Origin of the sequence: Corallococcus exercitus (assembly GCF_042231735.1) — a bacterium.
Taxonomy (GTDB): domain Bacteria; phylum Myxococcota; class Myxococcia; order Myxococcales; family Myxococcaceae; genus Corallococcus; species Corallococcus exercitus_B.
This window is the reverse complement of the sequence record NZ_CP102577.1, coordinates 3649686-3672439: the sequence shown is the minus strand read 5'-3', so window position 1 is coordinate 3672439 and position 22754 is coordinate 3649686. Positions and strand designations below refer to the sequence as shown.

The 22754-nt window shown below is 68.4% G+C and carries 24 protein-coding genes and 1 pseudogene; 2 read left to right on the top strand and 23 right to left on the bottom strand.

Annotated elements, in window-relative coordinates:
* Positions 1-12: 12 nt before the first annotated feature.
* The 12 genes from NR792_RS14155 to NR792_RS14100 form a co-directional block, all read right to left on the bottom strand.
* A complete protein-coding gene (locus tag NR792_RS14155) occupies positions 13-864 on the bottom strand; it encodes an SDR family oxidoreductase (RefSeq protein ID WP_375760565.1) in 852 nt (283 codons plus the stop codon).
* Between the two features lie 62 nt (positions 865-926).
* Positions 927-1346 (bottom strand): ester cyclase, encoded by a 420-nt coding sequence (locus tag NR792_RS14150; RefSeq protein WP_375760564.1) that lies wholly within the window; start codon positions 1344-1346, stop codon positions 927-929.
* Between the two features lie 28 nt (positions 1347-1374).
* Positions 1375-2079, bottom strand: a complete 705-nt coding sequence (locus tag NR792_RS14145; RefSeq protein ID WP_375760563.1) for an EthD domain-containing protein — start codon at positions 2077-2079, stop codon at positions 1375-1377.
* A complete protein-coding gene (locus NR792_RS14140; protein ID WP_375760562.1) occupies positions 2076-2417 on the bottom strand; it encodes a hypothetical protein in 342 nt (113 codons plus the stop codon). Before NR792_RS14140 ends, NR792_RS14145 begins: the two co-directional genes overlap by 4 nt.
* Positions 2417-2740 (bottom strand): Nif11-like leader peptide family natural product precursor, encoded by a 324-nt coding sequence (locus tag NR792_RS14135; protein ID WP_375760561.1) that lies wholly within the window; start codon positions 2738-2740, stop codon positions 2417-2419. The genes NR792_RS14140 and NR792_RS14135 overlap by 1 nt, the downstream gene beginning before the upstream one ends.
* 40 nt (positions 2741-2780) lie before the next feature.
* Positions 2781-3785: an alpha/beta fold hydrolase gene (locus tag NR792_RS14130; RefSeq protein ID WP_375760560.1), complete on the bottom strand. Its 1005-nt coding sequence runs from the start codon at positions 3783-3785 to the stop codon at positions 2781-2783.
* A 75-nt stretch (positions 3786-3860) separates the two neighbouring features.
* On the bottom strand, positions 3861-4751 hold the full coding sequence (locus NR792_RS14125; protein WP_375760559.1) for an alpha/beta fold hydrolase: 891 nt from the start codon (positions 4749-4751) through the stop codon (positions 3861-3863).
* Positions 4752-4783: 32 nt separating this feature from the next.
* Positions 4784-6370, bottom strand: coding sequence for a GMC family oxidoreductase (locus NR792_RS14120; RefSeq protein ID WP_375760558.1), 1587 nt, complete (start codon positions 6368-6370; stop codon positions 4784-4786).
* Positions 6371-6455: 85 nt separating this feature from the next.
* On the bottom strand, positions 6456-8021 hold the full coding sequence (locus NR792_RS14115) for a GMC family oxidoreductase (RefSeq protein ID WP_375760557.1): 1566 nt from the start codon (positions 8019-8021) through the stop codon (positions 6456-6458).
* A 166-nt stretch (positions 8022-8187) separates the two neighbouring features.
* Positions 8188-8529 carry a DUF3060 domain-containing protein gene (locus NR792_RS14110; protein WP_375760556.1) on the bottom strand — a complete coding sequence of 114 codons (342 nt, stop codon included), beginning with the start codon at positions 8527-8529 and terminating at the stop codon, positions 8188-8190.
* A gap of 101 nt (positions 8530-8630) precedes the next feature.
* Entirely contained in the window at positions 8631-9227 is a 597-nt protein-coding gene (locus NR792_RS14105; RefSeq protein WP_375760555.1) for a VOC family protein, read from the bottom strand.
* The gene (locus NR792_RS14100) at positions 9217-9690 is read right to left on the bottom strand and encodes a MarR family winged helix-turn-helix transcriptional regulator (protein ID WP_375760554.1); all 474 of its coding nucleotides are present in this window, start codon (positions 9688-9690) and stop codon (positions 9217-9219) included. The genes NR792_RS14105 and NR792_RS14100 overlap by 11 nt, the downstream gene beginning before the upstream one ends.
* 76 nt (positions 9691-9766) lie before the next feature.
* Here NR792_RS14100 and NR792_RS14095 point away from each other — a divergent pair, with 76 nt between their 5' ends.
* Positions 9767-10468, top strand: coding sequence for a TetR/AcrR family transcriptional regulator (locus NR792_RS14095; RefSeq protein WP_375760553.1), 702 nt, complete (start codon positions 9767-9769; stop codon positions 10466-10468).
* Positions 10469-10473: 5 nt separating this feature from the next.
* On the opposite strand, the gene NR792_RS14090 is transcribed toward NR792_RS14095, so the two are convergent.
* The 7 genes and pseudogenes from NR792_RS14090 to NR792_RS14060 form a co-directional block, all read right to left on the bottom strand.
* Complete coding sequence (locus tag NR792_RS14090) at positions 10474-11862, bottom strand: amidohydrolase family protein (protein WP_375760552.1); 1389 nt, start codon at positions 11860-11862, stop codon at positions 10474-10476.
* A 132-nt stretch (positions 11863-11994) separates the two neighbouring features.
* Positions 11995-12716 (bottom strand): annotated as a pseudogene (locus NR792_RS14085) (IS5 family transposase); the annotation flags it as partial.
* Between the two features lie 134 nt (positions 12717-12850).
* Positions 12851-14056, bottom strand: coding sequence for a DUF1624 domain-containing protein (locus NR792_RS14080; RefSeq protein WP_375760551.1), 1206 nt, complete (start codon positions 14054-14056; stop codon positions 12851-12853).
* 120 nt (positions 14057-14176) lie between these two features.
* Complete coding sequence (locus tag NR792_RS14075; RefSeq protein WP_375760550.1) at positions 14177-14911, bottom strand: glycoside hydrolase family 16 protein; 735 nt, start codon at positions 14909-14911, stop codon at positions 14177-14179.
* 143 nt (positions 14912-15054) lie between these two features.
* The gene (locus NR792_RS14070) at positions 15055-15624 is read right to left on the bottom strand and encodes an imm11 family protein (protein WP_375761619.1); all 570 of its coding nucleotides are present in this window, start codon (positions 15622-15624) and stop codon (positions 15055-15057) included.
* A gap of 21 nt (positions 15625-15645) precedes the next feature.
* Entirely contained in the window at positions 15646-17022 is a 1377-nt protein-coding gene (locus NR792_RS14065) for an AHH domain-containing protein (RefSeq protein WP_375760549.1), read from the bottom strand.
* 88 nt (positions 17023-17110) lie between these two features.
* The gene (locus NR792_RS14060) at positions 17111-17986 is read right to left on the bottom strand and encodes a hypothetical protein (protein ID WP_375760548.1); all 876 of its coding nucleotides are present in this window, start codon (positions 17984-17986) and stop codon (positions 17111-17113) included.
* Between the two features lie 188 nt (positions 17987-18174).
* Here NR792_RS14060 and NR792_RS14055 point away from each other — a divergent pair, with 188 nt between their 5' ends.
* On the top strand, positions 18175-19017 hold the full coding sequence (locus NR792_RS14055; protein WP_375760547.1) for an ankyrin repeat domain-containing protein: 843 nt from the start codon (positions 18175-18177) through the stop codon (positions 19015-19017).
* Positions 19018-19058: 41 nt separating this feature from the next.
* On the opposite strand, the gene NR792_RS14050 is transcribed toward NR792_RS14055, so the two are convergent.
* The 4 genes from NR792_RS14050 to NR792_RS14035 form a co-directional block, all read right to left on the bottom strand.
* Positions 19059-19694, bottom strand: coding sequence for a hypothetical protein (locus NR792_RS14050; RefSeq protein ID WP_375760546.1), 636 nt, complete (start codon positions 19692-19694; stop codon positions 19059-19061).
* Positions 19691-20569: a ribonuclease HII gene (locus NR792_RS14045; protein WP_375760545.1), complete on the bottom strand. Its 879-nt coding sequence runs from the start codon at positions 20567-20569 to the stop codon at positions 19691-19693. Before NR792_RS14045 ends, NR792_RS14050 begins: the two co-directional genes overlap by 4 nt.
* A gap of 279 nt (positions 20570-20848) precedes the next feature.
* Complete coding sequence (locus NR792_RS14040; protein WP_375760544.1) at positions 20849-21238, bottom strand: carboxypeptidase-like regulatory domain-containing protein; 390 nt, start codon at positions 21236-21238, stop codon at positions 20849-20851.
* Positions 21239-21305: 67 nt separating this feature from the next.
* The gene (locus tag NR792_RS14035; protein WP_375760543.1) at positions 21306-22742 is read right to left on the bottom strand and encodes a hypothetical protein; all 1437 of its coding nucleotides are present in this window, start codon (positions 22740-22742) and stop codon (positions 21306-21308) included.
* Positions 22743-22754: the final 12 nt, after the last annotated feature.

Here is a 22754-nt window from a genome sequence, read left to right as displayed (position 1 = left end):
CGCCGCTCCGCTTCACCCCCCGGAGGCCGGCGGCCCGCCCTGCTCGTTCAAGACGAGGTCCAACAGGCGCAGCGTCATGCCCCCGGTGAAGTCGATGGTCGCTCCGTTGAACCACTCCGCCTCGTCACCCAGGAGCGCGGGGATGATGCGGGCCACCTCCTCCAGGGTGCACATCCGCCCGGCGGGGTTGATGCGGCGGTGGGCCTCCTCCATCCGCGCCAGCACCTCCGGGGTGTAGACGTGGCGGATGGCGGGGGTCATCACCGTGCCGAACTTGAGCAGGTTCACCCGGTGCCCCAGGGGCCCGAGCTCCAGCGCCAGGTGGCGCACGTAGATTTCGAGCGCCGCCTTGGACGCGGTGATGGCACCGGTGTTGTGGAGGAGCGACTCGGTGAGCGGGTTGGTGAGGCCCAGCAGGCGGGCCGAGGGGGTGAGCAGGTCCCGCTCCACCAGGGCCTGGGCCCAGTAGACGAAGGAGTGGGCCATGGACTCGAAGGTGCGCGCGAGCTGGCGGGGATGAAGCGGGGGCTGGTCGCCCACGATGAACCGCCCCACCGAAGCGCTGGCGAGCGCGTGGACGAAGAGCTTCACGGAGCGGGGGCCCGCGGCGGCGAGGAGGGCGTCGGCGCCCCGGGCCACGCCCTCCGGGGTGCCGGCGTCTCCCCGCATCATCACCATGCGGCGGCCGGTGGCGAGCACCTGGCGCTCCACCTCCGCGGCCTGCTCCAGGTAGCGCCCCCGGTGCATCCCGAACACATGGAGGCCCGGCTTGCGCGCCACCTGGACCGCGATGGCGGCACCCGTCCCCGAGGACGCTCCCGCGATGACGGCCCAGGGCCTCGAGCCCGCCTGCCCCGCGCTCATGGGATTTCCCCGTGCAACGCTCGTCACGACCGCTCCTCCCTATTCCTGACGGCCCGGGAATATTAGGGATTGGGGGCCAAACCGAGCTGCCCCAGGAAGTCGAGGAGGTTGAAATAGAGGTGATAGTCGACGATGAGTCCGTCCCGGAATCGCCAGATGTCGACCGCTGAGACGTCAAGGCTCCTGCCAGTCGCGGGCACCACGCCGGTGGCCAGCTCCAGGGGCCCGGTGTGGGTCCCGAAGGCGTGCAGCTCGAAAGCAACCGAGTCGCCAGACTCCGCGGAGAGCCCGCGAATCTCGTGGGTGAAGTCCGGCAACGCGCGGAAGTGCATTTCCATCCACTGCCGATAGGCCTCGCCCCCGACGAGTGACCCGATGGGCGTGCGGATGTTGGCGGAAGGGCTGATCATGGACACCACCTTGTCGAGGTCGTGCGCATTGAGCGCCTTGAAGAACTGCTCGGCCGTGTTGAGCAAGGACATGGGGGTTCCTCCTGGTGGGGTGGGGTGTTCAGCGGGCTTCGGGGCCGATGATCCAGCGCTCCCGGGCCGCCATCGAAAAGACGTACTTCGGGTCGACGAGGCCCGCGCGCGCCGGCTCCACCTGCTCCGCGAAGTACGGCGAGGCCAGGGCTTCTCTCAGCGTGTCGGGGTTGTTGAAGAAGAACTGCTCGACGCTGTCGAAGCTCGCCTCGCCAAACACATAGGCGCCATCCCGGGTATGGCAGTGCAGGTAGCGGAGCAGCCCGGGCAGCCCGGCCGCGATGGGCGCATAGGAAGCCAGGCTCCGCTGGCGGTACTCGCCCAGCGGCATGCCCGGCTTCCGCTTGAGCAGCACCGTGAGCTTCACCCAGGTGGGATCGCGGGTCGGCGGCGGCCCGACCAGAATCTCATGGGCTGTCGTGTCCACGACGAGCGTCCGCCAGAAGGCGGCCCAGGTGGGCTCATCCAGCCGGGCCCCCTGGAGGAACTCCGGGCTCTGGAGCGAGGCCAGCTGCTCCTCCTCGTTCTCCAGCCAGATCTCGGCAATCCCTTGATGGGGCAGCGGGGGGCTCCCCCAATCACCCTCAAGAGGGATCCGGGAGTTGATCAGATAGCGTTTGATCTGGGGAATCCTGCTGGCGAACCGCACCGCGTGAACGTTCGCCCAGTAGTCCTGGAAGGCCGCGACGGTCATGCCCGGCCTGGGCGCCGCGAAGATGAATTGGTGGATCAACGCGAGTCCTCCTCTGCCTGCTGCCGGGCGCTCAGGAACGCCTCGAGGTCGTGGGGAGTCACCGCGCCGACACTGTTGTCGACAAGGAACTCAAGATAGTATTTGCCCCACATGGTCTCCCAGAGGCTGAAGGAGAGGTCGAAAGGCTCTCCCATCAGTCCTGCCAGGTGTTGTTCAATGCCCCAGACGGCTTCGTCGAATTCGGCTTCCGAGAAGGCGTAGCCGGACCGATGGGCGGAGGCGAGGACCTCCGGCTTGGGCAGCGTGCGGAGCCGGAGGACCCGCTCGGGCTCGTTCCCCAGGGCTTTCAGGAAGCGGAAGACTTCGCTCTGGGCCATCACCTTGCTCCCGCGCCAGGTCGCGCACGTTCCGCTTCGGAGAACGGCAGGTAGAGCTCGTCAATGACATATTGCAGACGAGGCTTTCCCCACATCCTGGGCCAGAGGCTGCTGGAGGCGTTGACCTCCTCATGCAGGCGCTCCGTGATGGTTCGGGCCTCCATGTCCCCGACGACGTTGGCCAGCTCGTCCCGGGTGAACTCGAAACCGCTGCTCCGGGCGTGCAGCAGCAGCTCGGGCAACGACTTCCGGTTGAACCGCCGCAGCAGGCCCTCATCCTCGACGCAGGCCTGGAAGAACTTCAGGACACCCTGTCTCGACATCGCCTCTGCCTCCTGTTCGGTTCGGTGTTCGGGGGGGGGGCTAGCTCGCGAGCACCTCCCGGAGCGCCTGGTCGATGGCCTGCTTGTCCTGCTCGCTCAGGGCAAACGTCGCCAGGTGGCCAAAGCCGCTGGGGATCTCCTGGAACCGCGCGCCTGGGATGCGGTCCGCGTCCGCTTTGCACTCCGCGGGAGGGAACATCGGATCGCCCGTGAACGCGACCACGAGCGCCTTGGCGGTGATGCGGCTCAGTGCCGCGGCCAGGTCACCCCCCGCGCTCGGGTCGGCGCCGCGGGCCTTCCGCGCCTGGGCGACGACATCGTTGGGGTCCTGCGAGCGCCAGAAGGTGGCCCAGAACCGGCTGATGAAGTCGTCGATGGAGCCAAAGCCAAGCGAGCGCCAGCCTTCCGCTCCCTCGCGGTAGAACCCCGGCGGCGGCAGCGTCAGTGCGGTCGCGTGCGCCTGCCGGTACGTTCCGGTCAGCACCGCTTGCGCATCCGTGTAGAAGCCGTTGTTCCAGTGGGGATCGGACGTGAGGGGCTCCTCGAGCGCCGTGTGCAGCCAGAGCTTCGTCCAGGGAGAGGGCTTGGGCCCGCCCGCGATGGAGGCCATCCGCTTGACCTTCTCCGGGAAGCGAACCGCCCACTCGTAGGTCTGCAGGGCGCCCACGGACCAGCCGAGGACGAGCTGAAGCTCCTGGATGCCGAACTTCTCGGTGACGAGCCGGTGCTGGGCCATCACGTCATCCGCGATGTGGACCGCCGGAAAGGCGCCTCGCTCGAAGGGGGCCGCCGCGGTGCTGGGCGAGGACGAGGGCGCGGAGCCGAAGTGGCCGGGCAGGATGATGAAGTACTTGCTTGGGTCGAGCGGCCGGCCCTCGCCAATCCAGACCTCCAGGGCCTCCGGAGTGCCGCCGAGGAAATTGGGAAAGAGGATGGCGTTGTCCTTCGCCGCGCTCAGGGTGCCGTGGGTCTTGTAGGCCAGTCGGGCGTTCGGGAGGGTGCTGCCGGAGGAGAGCTTGAAGTCGCCGAGCTCGAAGAAATCCATCGTGTGGGGCTCCTGTGTTGAGGACCGTGAAACCGTGAGGGGAGGCGGTGGGCACGCCCTGCCGCGGGCTCTCCGTCACATGGGGTGCTTCTTCAGGAACGCGAGGAGTCCCTCCCCGACGGCGAGGGGATTCATGCTCTGCATTCCATGGGTGGCATTCATGATTCCGCAGCGCTCCGCCTGGGGAAGCCAGTTCATGAGGAAGCGCTGGGTTTCGCGGAAGCCAGGCATGGCCGCCTCGCTGTCGTGCCCCATGACGGCCAGCACCGGCATGGTGGGCTTGCGGCTCACCATGAGGTCCGCTTGCGACATCCTGAATCCCCATGACGAGATGGCGGGGAAGTCGACCGTGAACGTCGTGTCGACGCATTCCTCGACGCGCTTCCACACGTCGAGGGGGCCGGTCATCTCGACGGCGCCGAGGAAGGAGGGACCGCACACGTCCTCCATGTAGCGCTGCGCGGCCCCCAGCTTGTCTCCCGCCTGGTACAGCGCCATGGCCCGGGTGTAGGCGTCGATGTTGGCCTGCACGCCCTCCGGGGCCTCGCGAGGCAGGTACGGCTCCAGCAGCATCGCGGAGTGGGCTCGCTCGGGATGAGAGAGCAGGAACTGGAACGCGATGACGCCCCCGAAGGAGAAGCCCAGGATATGGGCCTTCTGGATTCCCAGATGGTCCAGGAGCTGCCGGGCGTGCTCCGCGCCCTCTTCGATGCTCAGGCTGCTCTTCTCCAGCGTGCTGCCGTTGTAGCCCGCCCGGTAGTAGCTGATGAACTGATACTGCTCGAGGAGCCGTGGTTGGAACCGCAGCGGCGTGATGAGACTGTCGGCGATGCTGGTGCCGTGGATGCAGAGGATGGGCTCACCGCTTCCCAGCACCGCATATCGCAGCTCCGCGTCGTTGACCTTCACGCGCTGGTCGTGGTCGATGTTCCATTCCCTGCCAAGATACAGTGCATTCGTGCTCATGGCGTCCTCGTGTCCTCTCGCGTGGATGGGTGTCAGTGGGACAGGTCCTGCTTGATGAAGTCAGCCGCCCTTTCTCCAATCATCACGACGCTCGTATGGGGATTGGCTGAAGGAATGGCAGGCATGATGGAGGCATCCGCCACGCGAAGCCCTTCGACGCCGCGCACCCGGAGCCGCGCATCCACCACGGCCATGTTGTCGATGCCCATCTTGCAGGAGCCGGTGAAGTGGTAATACGAGCCGGCATTGCGGATCACCCAGTCCTCCAGCTCCTGGCGTGTCTTGACGTCGGGACCCGGGGCGACCTCCGTCAGGCCCCAGGTGTCGGTGAACGCGCTCGTGCGGTAGATGTCCCGCGCGAGCTGGACCATGGTGGTCGTTCGCTCGAGGTCCGTTCGCTCGGCGAAGTAGTTCGCGTGGATTCGCGGGGCGTCGGCGGGGTTGGCGCTCGCGAGCCGCACCCAGCCGCGTGACAGCGGGCGAACGAGCCCCGGCAGGCTGAGGATGACCCGGGGATCCACCAGCTGCTGCACCGGCGCGATGGGCTGGCCGGTCTGGACGCGCCTGACCACGTTGGCGAAGAACTGGTCGCCAAAGGGGGCGCGGTGCACGAGGCAGATCTCCATGTCGGGGACGGTCAGGCCTGGCTCCGAGCCCCAGAACAGCGCCACCTCCGTCACGTTGCCCCGCGGGTCCGGGGCCGGCTTCGACATCAGGCCAATGGGGCCGATGATGAGCGGGTGGTCATGGAAGTTCTCGCCCACGCCCGGCAGCGCCACGCGCACGGGGATGTCCAGCGCCGCCAGGTGCTCCGGGTTGCCGATGCCGGAGAGCATCAGCAGCTTGGGTGACTGGATGGCCCCCGCGCTGACGACGACCTCGTGGAGGGCCCGGGCGGACTTGAGCTCACCGTCCTGGACATACTCGACGCCGACACACCGCGAGCCCTCGAAGAGCAGCCGGGTCGCCAGGGCGTTCTCCTCCACGGAGACATTCGGACGCTCGCGAGCCGGTTCGAGATACGCCACGCGGACGCCGCGGCGCTTGCCGTCCTTGATGTCGACATGATGCCAGCCGACGCCAAAGGCAGACGCGTTGAAGTCTTCGACATGGGGATGGCCGAGTTCGACACAGGCGTCGATGAACGTCTGGGAGACGGGGTTGCCCGTCTCCTTCGCATTCATCACATGGATGGGGCCGCCCTTGCCCGCCGTGGGGTTGGTGTCGTCCTGCTGGTCCTCGAGCTTCTGCAGGAAGGGGAGGACGTCCTTGAAGGACCACCCGGCGCAGCCGCCGTAGGCCCAGGCGTCGTAGTCCGCGGCCCGGCCCCGGGTATGGATCATGTGGTAGATGTTGGAGGTGCCGCCCAACCCCTGGCCGGATGCCGAGTACACCCGGGTGCCATTGAGCGCGGGCTGTGGCTCGCTCATGTATGCCCAGTCCAGGTCGGTCAGCAGCACTTCGTTCCAGCGGGACGGGCTCTCCACCGCCTCGGTCATCCGTGCGTGACCTGCTTCCAGCACCAGCACGGACACGTCTGACATCTCGCTGAGCCGGTGGGCGATGACCGAGCCCGCCGCGCCGCTGCCTACAATGATGAAATCGAACGTAGCCGTCATGTGTGGTTGTCTCCCGGGGGGCGCGTGGACGCAGGGGCGTTCCGGTGTTGGCTGTGAATGAGGCGCGGCCCGCTGTGCCTGGGCGCTAATAGAGTTCGCGAGTGCGCCGGTGTGACGCGCAGAGCAGCTCCGCTGCCTTTTCCGCGATCATGATGGTGGCGGCGTTGGTGTTGCCGCACGTGATCCTCGGCATGATGGAGGCGTCGGCGACGCGCAGGCCTTCCACGCCATGCACCTGGAGGCGGGGGTTCACGACGGCCTCCCGGTCCTTGCCCATCTTGCAGGTGCCGGCGGGGTGCCACACCGTGGACGCCGAGTTGCGCACGTAGTTGACCAGCTCGTCCCGGCGGGTGACCTTGTCGCCCGGAGCCAGCTCTCGGCCCCGGAAGGGGGCGAGGGCCCGGGTATTCGCCAGCGCTCGAGCGAGCCCGAGGCCTCGAACGAGCACGTCGACATCTGCTTCGCTTTCGAGATAGCGGGGGTCCACGACGGCAAGGTCCCGCGGGTCCTTGGAGCGCAGGGTGACGGTGCCGCGGCTGTGGGGCTGCGCCAGAATCGGAGCGAACGTGAAGCCGGGGCCCGGGACCCGGTAGGGCTCATCGACGTACTGGACCGGGCCGAAGAAGAACTGGAGCTCGGGGGAGGCGGCGCCCAGTCCTTCGTGTGCGTGGGTGAAGAGCCCTGCTTCGGAGAGCAGTTGAGGGGACGGCAGCTCTTGCAGGCTCTGATAGCCGACGCCGAACAGCAGATGGTCTTGCAGATTGCGCCCCACACCCGGCAGGTCCACGAGGGGCGTGATTCCGTGGCGCGTCAGCTCCTGCGCTGGCCCCAGGCCGGACAGCATCAGCAGCTTCGGCGAGGCAAATGCTCCACAGGCGAGGACGACCTCCGCTTCAGCCCGGGCCTGGTGGACGGCGTCGCCCTGCACGTACTCCACCCCCGTCGCCCTCGTGCCCTCGAACAGGATGCGCGTGGCCTGGGCGCGGGTCGCGACGGTGAGGTTCGGGTGCTTCAGCACCGGCTGCAGGAACGCGACGGCGGTGCTGCAGCGGCGGTTGTCCAGGGTGCGTGTGGATTGGTAGAGGAAGGCGCCGTCCTCCTGCTGCTCGGCGTTGCAATCCCAACCGTCACCCGCGTATCCCAGCTCCATCGCGGCTTGTACGAAGGCCATCGAAACCGGGGAGGGCTGCTCATAGCGGATGACCTTGAGGGGCCCGCCAGCGCCGCGGTAGGTGGAGGCGCCCCCCTCGAAGTCCTCTGACTTCTTGAAGCGGGGAAGGACGTCCTGGTAGCTCCAGCCTTCGTTGCCAAGCTGGTTCCAGTGGTCGAAGTCACGCCGATTGCCACGGATGTACATCATGGCATTGATGGAGGTGCTGCCTCCGAGCACCTTGCCCTGGGCAATGGGAATCGAGCGGCCATTCAGGTGGGGCTGCGCGACCGTGGTGTATCCCCAGTTGGCGTCATCGGGGCCCCACATGGACGTCATGGAGGGCAGGTCGGTGTTGTGAATCGCCTCGCGGTCATCCGAGCCACCTGCCTCGAGGAGCAGGACGCGGCAGTCGGACTGGTCCACCAGCCGTCTGGCAATCACGCAGCCCGCGGCCCCGGCACCGACGATGATGTAGTCAAAGGCTTTCGCGGAAGTCATTGAAGCATGGAACCGCGAGCAGCCACCTGTGACGCGAGGGGCCCTCGCGGGCAGCGCGTCCAGGGCCACCGGAGCAGCGAAGCGACCAGCCCCTCGACGCCCAGGCGGAACGCGCGAAGCCCAGCAAGCCGGTGGGCTTGCTGGGCTTCTGACCGCGGTCCGGCGACTACTTCTCCTGCGTGACCTTGTTGTCCATGCCGGTGCGGCTGATCTTCGGCTTGGACTTGCCGTGGCCGCGCTTGTAGGTGACGGAGTTGGAACTGCCCGTGACGGAGATGGCGCGGGTGGCCTCCACCTTCACCTTGTTGTTGCTGCCGTTCACGGTGACGCTCTTGCACTCGCCGGTCAGCGTCACGGTGTTGGACTCGCCGGTGATCTCCACCGTGCTCTGCGGCGTACACTCGTGGGTCGCGGTCTCGCCAGAGCCGGTGACGTCGATGTTGCCCGCGCCCTCCGAGTCGTCCTGCGCGACGGCCGTCATCGGGCCGAAGGCACATGCCACCATCATGAGCACTGCCGTTCCGAACTTCCTGTTCATCCGTGTCCCCTGTGGAAGAGGTGCGGGCCTGTTGCCGCACGGCGCCATCTACGTGCGGGGTGACGAAAGATTCAAGAAGTCTCCCCCAATGCCACGGCCAGCTCCGCGCGGTCCGCGAGCGCCTGTTCCCGTTCCTTCGCCGTCCCCGCGTCCGGCTTCTTCAGCGCGGCATCCAGGACCTTCGCGGCGGCGGCGTCATCGCCCTTGAAGTCGCGCAGGCGCCGGGCCGCCTTGAGCGCCTTGCCGAGAACGGTGGCCGGTGTGTTCGCGTCATCTCCATAACCGGCGGGCTCGTCACGGCGGATGAACATGAGCGAGTTGCCGGAAGGGTCGGTGAGGGTGAAGCGCGTCTGCCCCTTCCGCATGCGAGTCATTCGTGGAAGTCCCCGGACGGGAGTCCGGCCATAGGCCTTCCGCAGCGCGTCCAGGAAGCGCGCATGCAGCTCCTCCACCTCGTCCACGATGACCAGGCAGGTGCTGAAGGCCTTCGCCGGATCCAACCCCTTCAGGCCGAAGAAGTGGAGCTGGGCGCCACCCCGGCGTGTCGCCGCGTAGGGGTTCGGAGCCTGCTGCCGGTACGTCACCTCGAACCCGAGCAGGGCATAGAACTCGAGCGTCGGCGCGAGCTCCACGCAGGGGAGCAGGGGGATGGAGACGTCACCCTTCATGGGAGCGGCCCTCCTCGGCCAGGTCCTGCTCGAGACGCACACGGGCTTCGCGGACGCCCTCGACCGCCGCGGCCAGGAGCCTCGGAGGGAGGCTCGAGCCCAGCCGGTCCGCCCACGCGGCATGCGCCAGCTCGACCTTGCGCAAGGCGCGGCGCCCGGCGGCGGTGAGCGCGACGCACTTCGCGCGCTGGTGATTCGGGTTCTCGACGTACTCCACGAACCCGTCGCTCGCGAGCGCATCCGCCGTCTGCTGCACGCTCTGCCGCGCAAGCCCCATGGTGCGCGCCACCGCCGCCACCGTGGCGGGGCCATGGTCGATGACGCCCAGCACCTGCCAGCGGGCGCTCGTCAATCCCGCTGGAGCGCTCAGCCGATCTCCGGCCTGGAGCAGCAGCCCGTTCAACTGGAACACCTCCAGCACCAGTGTGCTGAAGGTCTCTGCTTTCTGGGTGAGGGGTGGCATTGACAGGAGCCTGTCATAACGACAGGTCCCTGTCGATTGGTGCCGGGGCCGGGGCCGGCCGGGTATGCTCCTACGCATGAGCACCCAGGCGGTCAGTCCCCGGCGCAAGCGCGGGCGGTCTCCACGTCTCTCGCGGGACCTCGTGGTGGAGACCGCTGTCGCGCTCGTCCGCGAGCAGGGACTGCGGCAGCTCTCCATGCGGACGCTGGCCCAACGGCTCGGGGTCACGCCCATGGCCGTCTACAAGCATGTCGCGAACCGGGACGCGCTCGCGCTCCTGTGCGTCGAGTCCATCCTCGGGGCCGTCGTGTTGCCGGAGGAGCGGCTGGCTCCCGTGGCGTGGCTCCGGAAGCTCGCGGGAGACCTGCGCGTCGTGGGCCTGCGGCACCGGGGCCTGATGGACTTCCTGTTGGAGGAAGGCCCCGTCGTCCAACCCGCGCTCGTCATCCTGGACAGGACGGTCCGCAAGCTGCACGCCGCGGGCATCCCCTGGAAGGAGGCGGGCGCGCTGCACAACACGTTCTTCTCCTGGCTGGCCGGAGCGGTCCGCAGACAGGAGCCCTGGGACGTGAGCACCCCGGGGGCGCCCCCTCCCTTCGAGAAGTTCTTCGCGGCGGCGGAGGCGCTTCCCGCCGCGGACTACCCGGGCCTGGCCCACAGCCTGCCCCACATGCGCGCCACGGATGTCGGGCGCGAGTTCGAGGCCAGCCTCGGCTTCATGCTGGAGGGCATCCAGCGGCGCATCGACGCACGACAGGGCTCCACGCGAAGGCGCTGAAGCCTTCAGCCAGCGCGGCCCAGCTCCCAGTGCGTGGCGAGCGCCTCCCGCTCGCCCAGGAGCGCGTCCGGCCCGCCCACCCGGGCGAGCACCGCGTCGCGGGCCTCGACCACCCGGCGTCGCACCGCTTCAATGTCCACGCCGACCAGGGCGCCCTGGAGCTTCGCCCACCGTCCGCGCACCATCACCGACTCGACATTGCCCGCATGCGCCTGGAGCACCACCGCGTCGCGGGGGCGGTTGAGCGGCGTCAGGTTCAGAGCCCCGGCGCCGAGGACGATGAGGTCCGCGTCCTTGCCAGGGCGCAGCGAGCCCGTGACCCGCCCCAGGCCCAGGGCCTCCGCGGCATCGAGCGTCACCATGGGAAGCATGCGTTCCGCCCTGAGCGCGAGGACCCGCGACAGGCCCTCGCGCTCGTGGGCCCGCGCACGCTCCACCTGGAGCGCCAGCCTCATCGCGGTGAACAGGTCCCCTCCGTTGCTGGAGACGACGTCGCAACCCAGTGTCGTCCGCACCCCCGCGCGCAACGCGCGTCCGGTGGCGGGGAAGCCCATGCCCATCTGCAGCTCCGTTTCCGGAGTCACCGCGAGGGAGCCGCCGCTTCCGGCGATGTGCTTCAAGTCCTCCTCGGAGCTCCACGTGCAGTGGACGAAGAGGAGGTCCGGACCGAGCAGCCCCTCGGCCGCCATCCGCTGCACCTCGCTCGGGCCCGGCATGGGCCACGCGGAACAGTGGGCGGTGATGGGGACGCCCAGCTCGCGCGCTGAAAGGATTTCGGCCCGGCTCTGCTCCCAGGGAACCTGCATCTCCGTCAGCGCGATGCCCATTCGCACCAACCCGCCGTCGGAGGCAAGCCGGGTGGTGCGCAGGCGTCTGGCGTCCTGGAGCCGGCTCGCATGCGTTGGCAGCGCGGCGCTCTCCTGGGGCCCGGCGGCATAGCCATACGCGAAGAGGGCCCGGATGCCAGCGCCCTCGAGCGCCGTGAGCGCGGCATCGGCGTGCTCGGGCGTCTCCAGACAGTGGGAGTAGTCCACGAGGGTGGTGATGCCCGCGTCCAGGGCCTCCAGGGCCCCGGCCAGGTTGGCGGCATGCAGGTCCTCCGGCCGGAACGCGGGCGAGAGCTTCACCCGCACCGCCGCCAGATAGTCCATCACCGTCCAGTCCGCGCCCAGGGCGCGCAAGGGCGTCTGCCACGCATGCCGATGCGCGTCGATGAGCCCCGGCATGAGCAGCTTCCCGCGCAGGTCGACGACGCGGCAGTCCTCCGCGCGCAGCTCGGGGCCCATTGCCGTGATGACCCCGTCCTCCACCAGGACGTCGCCTCGCGGCAGGTCCGGCTGTTCAGGGTCGCAGGTGAGGATCTCCGCTCCACGCAGCATCCATCGGTCGCCCATCCGGTGTTCCTCCTGGAAGAGGCCAGGAGTATACGCCGTATACCATGGCTGCCGTCACGCTCCCGTGCGCACGGTTGGCTGCGCCAGCAGGCGCAGGCCGTGCTCACGGAGCTCACGGCCTAGGGGGTGTCCCTAATTAAGCCAGAGCATCATGCAGGCCAGATGGAGGACCGCCAGGTAGTTGGTGGCGGTCTTCTCGTAGCGGGTGGCCACGGCGCGGAAGCGCTTGAGACGGTGGAACATGCACTCCACCTGGATGCGCAGCCGGTAGAGGGCGCGGCTGTTGCGGCGCCGGTGGTGCTTGCGCGTTGGATTCATCGCGATGACGGGCCTCATGCCGCGCTCTCGGACGGCCTGCACGAGGTGGTCGGCGTCATAGCCGGCGTCGGCGATGAGCGCCTTGCCGTGCGCATACTGAATGAGGTGCTCGGCTTCAGTGACGTCGCCGCGCTGCCCAGGCGTCAGCGTCACTTCGAGCGGCTGGCCCTGGGTGTTGCAGAGGGCGTGGACCTTGGAAGAAAAGCCTCCTCGAGAACGGCCCAGAGCATTGCATCGGCCCCCCCTTTTGCACCCGAGGCGTCCTGATGTGCCCGGATGATGGTGGCATCCAGCAGCGAGCCGACATCATCCACTTGCAACTGGAGCGCCTTGAAGAGCCCTTCCCAGACTCCTCGCGTCGCCCAGCGTCCGAAGCGGTTGTAGACCGTCTTCCAAGGCCCGTAACGCTCTGGCAAGTCACGCCACGGTGCGCCCGTCTTCACTCGCCAGAGCACTGCATTGACGAACTGCCGGTCACCTTTCTTGGTGCGCGGCCCTCGTCGGGCAGGAATGAGTGGCTCCAGCTGCTTCCACTGCTCGTCCGTCAGCTCATGTCGGTGCACTCACCAGGGGTGCTCAGCTCTTCTTCTCCCTGCAAGCTCACCCCGGCCCAAGGTGCTGGCGGCCGCTTGGCCTCCAGCACCTCTCTTCAGATAATTAGGGACACCCCCTAGAGATAGCTCATCCATGCGCTGTTCGACCGTGCCTTGAGCCTCACGAACCAGCGGCACGCGAACCCCAGCGGCAACAACAACATCGCGGCGAGCCCCCAGAGTGCCGCGATGTTCGGGACGCTGAAGAACGCTCCCTGATTGGGTCCAAAGACAAGCAGCGCCACACGGTTGAGCCCGTGCAGCAGGTACAGATGGGCCAGGTAGAAGAACAGCGGCGCCGCTCCAAAGGTCGTGAGCAGCGCCAGTCCTCGCGCGGGCATCCGCTCCAACAACGCGAGCAGCAGCGCGCCTGCCCCCAAGGTCAACAGCAGGAAGTCGAGCGACGGCGGATACTTGGTGAGGTTCAGGAAGGAGATGACCGTCAGGAGGGGCGTGGCACCTGTCCCCCAGGGCACCGGCTCCCCATACCCATTCAACAACCGCAGGAGCATGAACAGCGTCAACGCGGACGCCCCGACAAGAACGAGCCTGCGCCGGCGCATCCCTCCGTCCACCGCCTGGGCGAACCAGGGCCCGATGACGTGGCCCAGGGCAATCACCCCAATCCACGGAGCCAGGGGATAGGACGTCCGCGCCCGTGCGTCCCAGGGCAGTGGGATGAACCCCCTGTCATGGAGAATCGCCCAGAGCGCGGAGCCGGGTTCCCCGGGGGCGAGCGTGATGGAGTCCAGCAGGTTGTGTCCGAAGACGATGGCCAGCCCCACGCCGAGCAGCGCGGGCTTCGGCAGCCACAGGAGCCCGGCGAGGACGATCATCGACCAGCCAATCGCCCAGATGACCTGGAGGAAGTAGGTGGAGGGCGTCAGCGAGAACGTCCAGGCGAAGTTGACCAGCGTCAGCTCCAGCAGGACGAGGAACGCTCCCCGCTTCAACAGGAACTCGGAGGCCGCGCGCTTGCCGCCCCGCCGCTGGCCATAGAGCCACGCCGACAACCCGGTCAGGGCGACAAACACCGGCGCGCACAGGTGCGCCGCGAGCCGCGTGAAGAAGAGGCCGGGAGGCGTGGTGGCCAGGTCCACCGGATCGCTGACCTGCGCGTGCATGTAGAAGAACTCACGCGCGTGGTCGACGAGCATGAGCAGCATGACGAAGCCACGCAGGGCATCAATGGCGGCGATGCGTCCCGCGGACGCCTGCCTCCTGGCCTGTCCTCCGGCCGGTGAGTCAGCCCCCTGCGGGAGTGAGAGCGAGCCTGCGGGCACCTGGAGTCCCCTTCCGGGTCACGTCGTGGAATACAGCGAAGGGTCAACACCCCCCTGCGCGCCGTGTTCCCAGGACCCCCGGGTTTCCAGCAGGCTGCTCCTGAGGCCCGCACCTGCCGTCTACGGCGCGGGGATGAACTTGAACTCCGCGATGACGATCTCGACCTCCTGACCGTTCTTGGGCGCGCGTCCCTGGAAGAGCCAGAAGTTCATGTGGACGGGCAGGGGGTTCTGGGGAATGCGCTGGACGTAGTCCGACGGAGCGAAGAGCCAGCTGGCCATCTGGTTGACGTTGCCATCCTGGTGGCCATGCAACGCCTGGAAGAAGACCTGCCGCGAGGACCACTGGAAGCGGTGGGTGGAGTAGGTGCCCCCGAGGCTGATGGGGTAGGCCTGATGGGAGTAGGGGACGCCTGTCACCGCGGGGTACACGGCCCAGTTGCCCATCTGCGGCTGGCTGCCGCCCCACTTCGCGAACTCGATATCGATTTCATTCGTGGCGTCCGGGCCCACGTCGGGACGCGTGTAGTTGAACAGGCCCAGGACCACGTTGTCGTCGAAGAGGTCCGGCCGGCCAATCACCTTGAACTGGTAGGTGCCATACCCCAGCCGCTGCTGAGGCATGTAGACCTCCGCCGTCGTCCAGCGTCCGTCCCGCCAGGCAATCTTCAGGTGGAGGTAGCCGTTCGCATCCACCCAGGCGTTGCGGTCATCCCAGGTGTTGGGGCCAGGGCCGCCCTGACCGCTGCGCACCTCCCATTGATAGCCCGAGAAGGAGACGCTCTTCGCGTCCGCGAGCGGAGCGAAGGCAATGCTGGAGACGAGAGCGATACCGAGGACCTGTGAGCCGCGCATGGATGACCCCATTTCGTGAAGGGTGCCAACGTCAGGCACTCCTCTCCGTATAATCAGCTTTTCCTTGGATTGAAATGGAATGCCCCGCTGTCCTGTCGAGTTGACGAAGCTCCAGTGGAGGCGGGGCTGGAAGGAGTCCGTCCCTAGACTTCTTCAAATTGCAGCCCTGTGGCTCCCATGCGTTCCAGGGCTTCTTTGATGTCGTCCCGGACGATCAGGACAATGGGCCATCCCCAAGCGCGGAACACCTTCGCGTCGCCTACCTGGGAGGCGTCAATCCGCATTCCCCAAATGTCTCGGTACTTTCCGACCTTCTCAGGGCGCCCGTCCTCCGGCGTCCACTTCTCGAACTCCTCGGTGGCCTTTTCGTCAATGCAGCGAATCAATCTGGTGGCGACGAGAAGGAAGAACTGTTCCGACTGGCCCTCAATCTCTACGGGCAGGGTTTGCACCTCCTCGGGCGCGAGTTCCGAGAGCACGGAGGCCACGCGGGCGTGGACCACCGGGGTCGCGAACGCGGCGAGTGAGAAATCAAGCGCCCTGCCGGGCACGGTCACGGGGAGCTTCAAGGGGCCCAAGTCCGGGAGTCGTTGGCCTCGATAGAACATCCACGGGTCGTCTACCTCCCGACCTTGGGCATCTGTGGGAGTGCCGAGCAACCATCGTCCCCGAATGCGCATGTCGTCATGCAGGTCGAAGTACCGCCTTGGCATGCGCTCATTGTGGCGCCGCATCTAGGTGCCCGTCACCAGCTTGTTCAGCTTGGTGCCCGGAGTGGTGAGCTGCTGCCCCAACCGGCCGAGTTCGGCTGTCAGCGCCTCACGGCATCGCTCCATGGTGCGACACCCCTCCGTTGCGTCAGCCAGCCGCCGGAAAATCCGCTGATGGTACGCAAGCGGGTGAGGTCCCTTGTGCCCCTTGACGTGGACGATGTTGGCCGGGTCGTCCAGCGACATGCCCGCCTTGTCGAAGATCTCCTGAAACCGGGGTGACCACGGGCCTTCATTGTTCGTGGCCTTCCACCACTTGTTCGTGGCGATGTGGTGGTCGTGGCCCTCCGCATCCACCGGGGCGGCAGCCGTGCCCCCCAGGGCCCGTGCCGTCATGGCCACCGCATTGGGGGCGAGTGCCACGGTGACGGCCTCGCCCGTCACCGCCACCGCTCCCACTTCGCCCACGGCGGCAAGGCGGATTCCCGCGCGGCCTCCGGCCAGCCCCGCCGCCTGGGCGGAACCGGGCAGCGTCGGCACCTTCGAGGCGAAGCCCGCGGCCGTGTTTCCGATGGCCACCGTCGCCAGCAGTGCGAAGGCTCGCGCCGCGTTCCGGCCCATCACCTTGCCGTAGCGCTCACCCGCATCGCGTAGCTCCTCAAACGTGGTGGCCCGGTCCGCCTCGTCCACCAGCCGCTTGAAGCCCGCGATCAGCGTCCAGAAGGTGTCCACCCCGAGGTAGACAATGGCAGTCGCCGTCATCACGGCAGCCAGGCCCTTGCTCACTGGCTCGGGCACCGACCAGAGGACCAGATAGAAGGTCATGGTCCACAGCGCCGCCGAGAGCGCCGCGTGCGGGTCGGCCATGCCTTTGAAGGCATCCAGCATCTCTTCCAGGACAACACCTTGAGCCATGGCCATGGCCAGCGCGTAGCGCCCGTCTCCGGTGACGGTGGGACCCTCCGCCAGCAAACGCAGACAGTCACCCTTGCGCCCGGTGCGCTCGCACCAGCGCAGATATGCCCGCGTCAGCTCCACCTCCGCTGGCGGCATGTCGGAGGCCAGTGCAGCCCCCTCCAGTGGCGTCATTCGCCGGGTGCGCGGATCAAAGAGGTACGTGCCGCCTCGGGCGTCCACCCCCATCAGGCGCCGCGCGGCCTGCTGGGGATTGGCCGGGAGTCTCACGCCCCGCGCCAGCCTCGCCACGGCCGCTTTGAACTCGCGCCGCTCCACCTCCACCGGACCGGCTTCGTCGTTGTGAGGCGTGAAGACGACTGGCGGCCCAGGGGCTGTTTCCAAGCGCACCACGCGCCCTGAGGCACAGCCTGTCAGCCAAACCAGCAGGAGTAGCGCGACCGCGCGATGTCCCCTCATCAAGCCCCCAGCGGGAAAGAGCGTCATCCTCGCTTCCAGGTGACGGAGTTGGAGCTGCCCGTCACGGAGATGGCACGGGTGGCCTCCACCTTCACCTTGCTGAGACCACCGCGCGTCAGGGCGCGCAGCCTGGATCGGCGGGGCTCCAGGTGTACTCGGAGTCCAGCATCAGTTTCTGTTCCACCACCGGGCCCTTCATTCCGCGCGCGGTGAGGCGGAAGGTCTGCTCCGGCGCCGTGCCTGAAACCTCGGCGCGATAGATGAAGCGACAGCCCGCGGTCCACGTGTCGTCGGGCACTGGCGCGCGGGAGCCGTCGAGGCAGGGCTCCGGAGCGAAGCCGACCTGGGCGGCGCTCTCCGAGTAGCGGTCCTTCTCGCCGAAGTACGCCTTCTGGGCCGTGAAGAACCCTTTCAGGTTGCTGGCCCCCTCGCACAGCGGGGCGGGCAGGGGCGTCCCCTCCGGCCTGCGCACCCCATGGCAGTCCTCGAGGACGAGCTCCGAGGGCCACACACGCACGGGCTTCCCGTCCGCGTACCCATGCGTCATCGCGTAGGTGAGCCCTTCGGCAAGCCCGCCCACGCCCACCGCGCGCACGCTGAAAGTGCTGTTGTCGGGGTGCGAGCCAGTCACCGAGACCGCGTAACGGAAGTGGCAACCCGCGAGCCAGGTGCCGTCCAGCGTGGGCACGCGGCTGCCATCCGTGCACGCCGCCGGGGAGGGGAGCCGCGTGACGTCCGCCGTCCATACATTCTTCTCCCCGAAGAACTCCTGCTGCGCCGCCATCAGCCCGCTGAAGCCGAGGAGCGCCTCGCAGCGCAGCCGCTCGCGCAGTTCTCCCTCGGTGCTGCTTCGTGAGGACGGGGCCGGCGCGGGCGCGCTGGCCTTGACCGGAGCAGGAGCGGGAGCGGGCGCCTTCTCCTGACGCTCACAACCGCCCAGCACGACCATCGCCGAGACAAGACCGGTGACCCGGAATGAGAGGCTTCGCACACAGGACTCCTGGGGGTTGGCACTTCCAGGCATCCATCATGGCGTCCTCCGCGCTTCCATTGCCATACGGGATTGATGGACGCACCGGAAGGCCTCCCGATACGCTGGAGCGCTGACATCCTGGACGTAGACGGACTCCCTCGCAGTGCGAGCGTTGCGGCGGCGGGTGACGCGCTCCTGGAGAAAGCATGGCGGTCAAGAAGTCAGCGAAGGCGACGGCGCGACCCAGGACAAAGCCGAGGGCGGCGCCAAAGCGGCCGAAGTCGAATCCGGCACTCATGCACGCCGCCCGAGCGCGCTCGCTCACGAATGTGCAACAGCTCCTCGCCGAGGGCGCATCGCCGGACTCCGCGGAGAATGGTTACTCCGCGCTCATGGCAGCGAGTTCCGCCTGGCAATCGGAGATCGTGGCCGCGTTGCTGGAGGCCGGCGCCAATCCAAACAAGGGCTCCAAGCTGCTCGGCACGCCACTGATTTGTGCGGCAGGCTCGCTAACCGAAGGCAACCTGCTGGAGACGGTGCGCCTCCTGCTCGCGAGCGGAGCCGACATCACGGCGATGGATGGCGATGGAAACACCGCGCTCCACAAAGCGTGTTCCAACGGGCACACCGCCATGGTCGAGATGCTGCTTGCGGCGGGTGCGGACGTGAGGATGCTCAATCGCGAGGGACGCCTCCCGGCGGAGGGGGCGGTCTGGAGAGGGCACACCGATATCGTGCGACTTCTCATCGATCGCGCAGGAGCCATCGCTTCCGTGGACGATGCGCTTGTCTTCGCGGCGAGCCAGGGGCAGCTTTCCCTGGTGCAATTGCTCCTGCAGCGCGGAGCCAATCCGAATCACCAAGCTCCCAAATACTTGCAGTACTCCGCACTCGGGGTGGCTGCGTATTCAGGGTGGGAAGAGGTGATTCGCACGCTGCTGGCCGCGGGCGCGGATCCCTCGCGGCCAGGAAATCAGCACGGGGACTCGCCCAGGGCGATCGCGGTCGAGCGAGGCCAGTCGGGCGCGGCGAAGTTGCTCGGCGCCTGACCTGGCGGCGGGCGAACCCGCCGGCCATTGCGTCGGGTCGCTCAGCGCGCCCGCTGCAGATGAATCATCGCCTCATCCAGCAGCGCGGCCACGCCCCGGCGCACCACGTGCACCACCTTGCGGTGGTGCGAGGAGGCCAGGTGCGTGTAGTGGGTGGACACCTTGTGGTGCAGCTCCGTGGCGCCCCACACCAGCACCAGGTCCGCCCACTCCAGGTCGCTCTTCGCGCGGTCCGCCGTGCGGCGCTCCGTGCCGTCCACCATGCGCAGGGAGATGTGGCCGCCCAGCTTCGCCTCCAGCTCCTCACGCACCGCCGGCGAGCCGCCCACCACCACCACGCGCTGCACGCCTCGCTGGTGGCACATCTCCACGAACGCCACCTCCGCGCGCCGGTTGGCGGAACCGCCGCACCGCGCGCAGTGGCTCCGGGGCTCCACCCGCAGGGGCTCCCGGCCGCTCGCCGAGGCCACCTGGATGCAGCCGGGATCCGCGCACACCTGGAAGAAGCGCTCGGCCAGCACCTCGGCCGCTCGCAGCAGCTTGGGCTCGCTCATCCGCGCCTTGCCTGGCCGCGTGAGCCCCACCTCTTCCAACACGCCCCTCGCCCGCGCCCGCGCGTCCATCAGCGTGACGCCCCGCTCCGCCAACCACCCGTCGATGTCTCGATCCGCGCTCATCGCTTGGCCATCGGGACAGGTGTAGCGGCGAACAGCTCCGACTGCATCGGGACGGGCCCGGAGGGCTGCGCCAGTCCGAGCGCCTCGCGCACCGGGCCGAAGCTCCGGCGGTGGATGGGCAGCACGCCCCGCGCCTGGATGGCCTGCACGTGCTGCGCGGTGGGGTAGCCCTTGTGCGCCGCCAGCCCGTAGCCGGGATACTGCGCGTCCAGCTCCGCCATCAGCCGGTCGCGCGTCGTCTTCGCCAGCACGGACGCCGCCGCGATGCTCAGCGACAGCGAGTCCCCCTTGATGATGCCTCGCTGCGGAGAGGGGCACTGGGGAATCGTGCGCGCGTCCACCAGCACGTAGTCCGGCGTCAGCCCCAACCCCTCCACCGCGCGCCGCATGGCCAGGAGGCCCGCGTGGTAGATGTTGATGGAATCAATCTCCTCCACCTCCGCCCGGCCCACCGCCCACGCCACCACGTCGCGCTTGAGGGCCTCCGCCAGCGCCTCGCGCTTGTCCGGGTCCAATATCTTCTTCGAGTCGTCCAGCCCCTTGAGCTTGTAGCCCCGGGGCAGGATGGCGGCCGCCGCGACGACGGGGCCCGCGAGCGGCGCCATGCCCGCTTCGTCCACGCCCGCCACCTTCAAGAGGCCCTGCTCCCACAGCTCCGTCTCGAACTTCAGCAGGTGCCGCAGCCGCTGGCCTTCCGCGCGGTTCTTCTCCTGGCGCGAGCGCAGCCTCTTCGCGAGCGCCTGCGCGCCCTGGCGTGGATCTGCTTCCAGCGCTTCGAGCAGCCCCTGGGGGACCGGCTGCGCCTGGGTAACGAACCGCCCGGTCAGCTCGGTGACCGAGCATTCGAGCAGCGCCTGCACACTCTCTACGGACATGGGGGACCTTCGGGATTGCCTACCCGTCGGGTAGCGCGGTTGCACGGCTTACTGGAGTGGGGAAACACCAGTGCCGCGACAACACGCCCGTACGCACGCCGTCAGGCCAGACGGGCGGGCGGCGAGGCTGGAGGAGAGCCGGACCGACGCGGAGGCGCGCATGCGGGTTTGACGCATGGCGTAAGTGCTACCGCGCGCGGGCAGGTGTGCACAACCGCCCGACGGCCCGGGGCAGCGGATTTTCCGCGCGCTCGGGCCCTCACTGGCGGGTCTTCCGGCTCAATCCCTGAGCTGGAGTGTCACCGTGGCGGGAACAGGCGTGCAGTGACACGCGTCGCACGTCCACTCCACGCGCTCCGCGGGCGTCACGTGCGAGCCCGCCGTGGCCACCACGCGGATGGGGCTGGGCGCGAGCGTTTCGTTGATGGCCGTGGTGACGCCCCGGTCATCCGTCACGCCGGTGATGCTGACGTTGCTCTCCAGGTTGGTGGCCGTCACGGACGCGCCCTGGATGTACGCGCCGTCCGCCGACATCACCTCCACGCGCAGCGACATCGGCTCCGCGCAGGTGTCCTCGTGCCGGTTCGCGCTGGGGGCGTCATCACAGCCCGTCAGCACCACGCTCGCGAGGAGCCCCAACCATCCATACGTCCTCAACTGCTTTCCCATCCCCACGCCCCCAACCCGTCCCATGCCGTGAATCTGGTACCGGAGGACGGGTGCTGCAATGCGTGTGTCAGGCGGCGGGCGGCAGCCGCGCATGGGCAAAACGTGCGGCATCCGTGTCCGGATAGCGATGCAGGATGTACCGGTAGATTTCCTCCGCGCGCACCGCGTTTCCCAACTTCTCCCCCTGCACGCGCGCCAGGAGCACCAGCGCGCGCGGCGCGGTGGGCTCATCCGGCGCCGTGTCCGCCGCGGCTTCCAACGCTTTGACCGACAGTGGGAAATCTCCTTCCACCGCCGCGGCCTGGCCAATGAACAGATGGTGCGCCGGCGAAAGCTTCAGGCGGGGCACCACGTGGAGCACGCCGTACAGCGCCAGCGCCTTCGCCACGTCGCGCGCCGCCACCGCCGCGCCCAGCTCCGCCACCTGCTGCTCGCGGGCGGCTTCGGCCTCGGCGGCGTCGGGCTGCGGGGAGGGGAGTGCCGGGGACTCGCGCAGCGCGGTGGGCACGCGCTGGGGCGCGGTGTCCCCCAGCGTGGGCTCCAGGAAGTCGCGCGCGGGCAGGTAGCCCAGCGCGTCCCCGTACACGTACAGCACGCGCCCCAGCAGGCTCGCGGCGCAGAAGGGCATCAGGCAGGTCAGCACCTGCGCGACGAACCCGGACACGAAGGGAAGCCCCAGCTCGACGACCCACGCCGCGCCCCAGTGCAGCCCGCCGTGGACACAGGCCAGCAGCACGAACATCCCCGTCACGAGCCCCGCGTCGCGCCCCACCGCCCGGAAGCAGCCGAGCGTGCGCACGGGGTTGAGCGCGGCGAGCACCGACTGCGTGGTGGCGGCCAGGAGCAGCGCCCACGGCAGCCACAACAGGCCCAGGGCCGCGAGCCCCCAGAAGAGCGCGTCCCCCCTCACGCCGGGCACCCACAGGGTCTCCAGCGGGTAGAGGAACCGGACGACGATGGCGAACCCGGACACGGGCGGCAGCAGGTGCCAGGCGTAGACGAGCGCGGGCAGGAAGACGCCCACGGTGACGCCCAGGCCGCGCAGGCCCGGCACGAGGTTGTCCTGGACGAGGCTGGTGAAGCCGGGGCCTTCTGGATCCGCGTCGCCCCGGGCCGTGCCGCGCACGAGCGAGAAGAAGGCGGACCAGAAGACGCCCAGCGCGAGCGTCATGGGCAGCACGTGGAGGATGCGCACGCCCACCGCGAGCATGTGCAGCACGGCCAGCATCACGCTCACGGCGACGAGCGTCTGCAGGCCCGGTCCGGTGAACGGGAAGCGCAGGGAGTCCAGCAGCCGGCCCTGGAGGGAGAGCCCCGAGCGCGAGCGCAGCAGCACGTTCGCCGTGCCCTCGCACCGGCCGCACACGGCGTACTCCACCGTGCCCGTGCGCCGCAGCTCCACGCACGCGGGGCACAGCAGGGCCTCGCAGTGTTCACAGCGCCAGCCGGCGGCGGAGTCCGGGTGGCCGGTGCAGTGGGGTGGGGCGGGGACGGAGGTGGCCATACGGCCGGCAAG